Annotated in this window: 5 protein-coding genes; all 5 read right to left on the bottom strand. The window is 61.2% G+C overall.

All coding sequences use genetic code 11. The annotated features are described in order from the left end of the window. A partial coding sequence (locus ACLIRY_RS26750) for a hypothetical protein (RefSeq protein ID WP_413208472.1) occupies nucleotides 1-293 on the bottom strand: 293 nt, incomplete at its 3' end. After that, nucleotides 290-619 carry a TrbC/VirB2 family protein gene (locus tag ACLIRY_RS26755; protein ID WP_413208473.1) on the bottom strand — a complete coding sequence of 110 codons (330 nt, stop codon included), beginning with the start codon at nucleotides 617-619 and terminating at the stop codon, nucleotides 290-292. The genes ACLIRY_RS26755 and ACLIRY_RS26750, both read right to left, overlap by 4 nt. A gap of 11 nt (nucleotides 620-630) precedes the next feature. Then, nucleotides 631-1,137: a hypothetical protein gene (locus tag ACLIRY_RS26760; RefSeq protein WP_413208474.1), complete on the bottom strand. Its 507-nt coding sequence runs from the start codon at nucleotides 1,135-1,137 to the stop codon at nucleotides 631-633. Then, a complete protein-coding gene (locus ACLIRY_RS26765) occupies nucleotides 1,137-1,877 on the bottom strand; it encodes a conjugal transfer protein TraL (RefSeq protein WP_413208475.1) in 741 nt (246 codons plus the stop codon). The genes ACLIRY_RS26760 and ACLIRY_RS26765 overlap by 1 nt, the downstream gene beginning before the upstream one ends. 2 nt (nucleotides 1,878-1,879) lie before the next feature. Beyond that, on the bottom strand, nucleotides 1,880-2,296 hold the full coding sequence (gene ssb / locus ACLIRY_RS26770) for a single-stranded DNA-binding protein (protein WP_413208476.1): 417 nt from the start codon (nucleotides 2,294-2,296) through the stop codon (nucleotides 1,880-1,882). Between the last annotated feature and the right edge of the window lie 926 nt (nucleotides 2,297-3,222).

Raw genomic sequence — 3,222 nt, forward strand, 5'->3', positions numbered from 1 at the left:
TGCTCCTGCTCGATTTTGGCATCGTAGGAGAGTCCCCTCAAGCGCCAGGCCCGGCTGTGGGTGCCATCCTTGTTGACGATGGTCGCGCCATCCCCGGCGATATGGTCGAGGTCCAGTTCGTCCTGGATCCAGTCGTGCTTGACCTCACCGAGGACGAGGCGGCGGGTCGAGGGCACGGCCAGGGCACCGCCCAGGGCCGCGACCGCAACCGGCAGGGTCAGGGGCGCAACCCCCATCATCAGACAGCTCACCGGTCGCTGGATTTGGGGGAGAATGGGAGAAGCCGCTTTCATGGTCTTTTCCCTTGTGACGCGAAGAGGGCCGAGACGATGGACGGACCGGCCATCACCAGAAGCCCGCCGATCAGCGAGAAGGCGAAGCGGTTCCAGTCCATGCGTCCCGACATGGCCGCCCAGAGACCGAGGGCGATGATGCCCAGGCCCAGGACGCCGGCACCGATGGTGCCGAGGCCGGAGGTGAGTGTTTCGATGAAACTCTTGATGGGGGCCGTCCAGTCATCGGCGGCCAGGGCCGGACTGGCGGCCAGCACCGCAGGAAGGGACAGCGCACCGGCCAGGAGGCGGGATCGGCGGCGGATCTTGGAGAGCACGCGGGACATGGTGGGGTCCTTCATTGGACAAGGGTGAGAACAAGGGCGGAGAAGATCAGGACGACGCCGATGTTGAGGGTGGTGAGGAGGGTCAGGGTGCGGAGGAGGCGGCGGAACCGGGCCTGGGCCTGATCGGCGAGCTTCGCGGCCTCGTTCATGGTCACGGATTTTTGGCGCAGGGCGTCGGTGAGAACCTCGTCCTTGAAGCCTTCGATGGAGCGCCGGGCATCCTCGGCAAAGGACTGGGCCGAGGCCGCGACCGCCTGGGAGAGGAGGCGCCTTTGGGTGTTCATGGCCCGCTCCCAGTCCCCCAGGAAAACCTGGTGGAGGGTATGGACCATGAGCAGGGGATCGTCGGTGCCGACGGTCGTCCCATGGGTGCGCCAGAGATGCTCGCGGAGCGCCTCGACGGTGGTGATTTCGGGGGGAGGGGGGCGGTCGTCCTGCTGTGCCTTGTTGGTCTGCGCCAACTCGGCCAGGACTTGCGCCCTGCGGACGGCCTCGGTGCTGGCCGCATCCTTGGCCATCAGAGCCCCGCCTCGACCATGGTGGAGTTCATGGTCTCCCAGATCATTTTGAGGCGTTGGCGGGACATCACGCCGAACTCTTCGCTCTCAACGGCTTCGGCGAAGGTCAGATGCGCCTTGAGCATGTTGGCGATGTCGAGGCCGAAGGTCTCCTTTCGGAGCTCCGGAAGGCGGACCAGGGCCGCGATATGGTCCATGTTCTTTCGATAGATTGCGCTGTCTTCGAAGGTTTGGACCTGCTGTCCGACCTGTCGTTCAACCCGACCGAAATACTCGTTCAGCCAGACGACAACGGGGATATCTTCGAAGTATTTGAGGACCTGGGACAGGCCCTCCATCGTGTCGGTCAGGCCTTGGCCCCCCGTGACGATGGAATGAATGCGGATCTCGTGACCGGCGTCCTGGACCATGGTCAAGGCCCTGGTTTCCACCATGTAGCCGAGCAGCGGCAGAAAGGTCGACGCGCCGTTGTCCACGACAATCGTGGCGTCGGGCGGGGCTGCGAGGATCTTTTCCAGAAGGGCGTCAAAGAAGCGGGGATTGATTTCGTCGACCCGCTCGCCGAGCGTTAGGTTTTCAACGCCGAAGGCCTTGTAGCCGCCGAAGGACCGGTTGACCGGGTCGGTGTCGAGGCAGATCAGCTCACCGTCTCGCGGCTGGTAATACTGGGCAAGAAGGGTCGCGACGAAGGATTTTCCGACGCCCCCTTTGCCCTGAAGGGTGAAGTTCACGAGCGCCATGATCAGACCTCACCATCATGGACGGTGCCATAGGCCTCCGGGCCTTCGGCAGGAGGAGGTCCTCCGGGGCCTTTGCGGTCGAGGATCTGGAGATCGCCCCGGAAGTCGGGGAGGATGATCTCCGTCGTGACGTGATCGACGTTGAGATTGTCGGTCCATTTCCGGGTGTGGATCTCGCCCTCGACGTAGACCTGAGCGCCTTTCTTGAGGACGCGTTCGGCAAACTTGGCGAGCGGCTTGTTGAACACGACGACGCTGTGCCATTCGGTTCGCTGGCGCTTCTCACCGGTCTGCTTGTCCGTCCAGGTCTCCGTACTGGCAAGGCGGAGGTGGGCGATTTTGTCGCCCTGTTGGCTCTGTCGGATTTCTGGATCGGTGCCCAGATAGCCGATGATTTGGGCACGGTTCAAACACGCCATCAGGCGTCTCCTTTTGCTTTGGAAGGGGAGGGGAGGGAGGAGGGGGAGGACTCCCCGTCCGGGAGCTCTCCCCAGTGTTCGGAAGTAACCTCTTCGCTCGCGGGCCGCAGCCCATGCGAAACAGTGCGGAGTCCGCCTGTTCTCTCAAGAGTTGTGGAGGGCGATTTTTGTTGTATCGAAGAGGAAACGGTTTTTGGGGGAGTTTTTGCCGGGTTGTTCTTTGGTGCGGCCGTAGTTAAGGCGTTTCTGCACCTATAAAAGGTTGGCAGAGAGATGGTCGTCCGTTCCTCAGTCCGCAGATCCGCATAGATCCGCTTGAGGGTTTCGCCCTTTTCGAGCCGCCTTTTGATTTCCGGCCATAGGGCAATGAACTGAACCCTGGCCTCACCCCAACCTGTCACGTCTCGCCTCCAAAGACTTTGACTTGACAGGAAATCGAGGAGGTGTTTTTTCTAGTTGCGTTGGGAGCGTCTAGGCGTTGCCATTTTGGATAACATTTTCATTGACGCGAGTCCCCGCAACCAAATTAAGCCCGTTATCTCAACGAGATAACGGGCTTTTTCGTGTTCGGCCCCACAGTGCACGACAATTGGCGTTCCGCCCCTGGGGCTTTGCCCCAGTCCCCACTGGGGCCGGAAGGCCCCAGACCCCAGTTCCTTAAACCCGGAAAAATCACGTCACTTTTTTCGGAGGGCCTATCGGCCCGATTTTTCTCTCCGGCCCCGGATTTTCCGAAGCCCTGTTCCGGGCTGGACGATGTCGGCTGCGAAAAGGGGCATATGGTCGCGGCGATACAACCAATAAAAGAAAAACTGTCGTCAAGGAGACATGCGACATCTTCCTTCCACGGGAAGAGGATTGTTTTCCGGTGATGTCGGTGGGGAAGGGGAGGCTTACGGAGGCGAGAGACAGCGCCAAGCGGTGAA

It is taken from the genome of Rhodospirillum sp. A1_3_36, from assembly GCF_047263945.1.
Taxonomy (GTDB): domain Bacteria; phylum Pseudomonadota; class Alphaproteobacteria; order Rhodospirillales; family Rhodospirillaceae; genus Rhodospirillum.

What these genes read in the sequence shown, in the direction of transcription:
- ssb (WP_413208476.1), bottom strand. Translation starts at nt 2,296, where the DNA reads ATGGCGTGTTTGAACCGTGCCCAAATCATCGGCTATCTGGGCACCGAT.
- ACLIRY_RS26755 (WP_413208473.1), bottom strand. Translation starts at nt 619, where the DNA reads ATGTCCCGCGTGCTCTCCAAGATCCGCCGCCGATCCCGCCTCCTGGCC.
- ACLIRY_RS26765 (WP_413208475.1), bottom strand. Translation starts at nt 1,877, where the DNA reads ATGGCGCTCGTGAACTTCACCCTTCAGGGCAAAGGGGGCGTCGGAAAA.
- ACLIRY_RS26760 (WP_413208474.1), bottom strand. Translation starts at nt 1,137, where the DNA reads ATGGCCAAGGATGCGGCCAGCACCGAGGCCGTCCGCAGGGCGCAAGTC.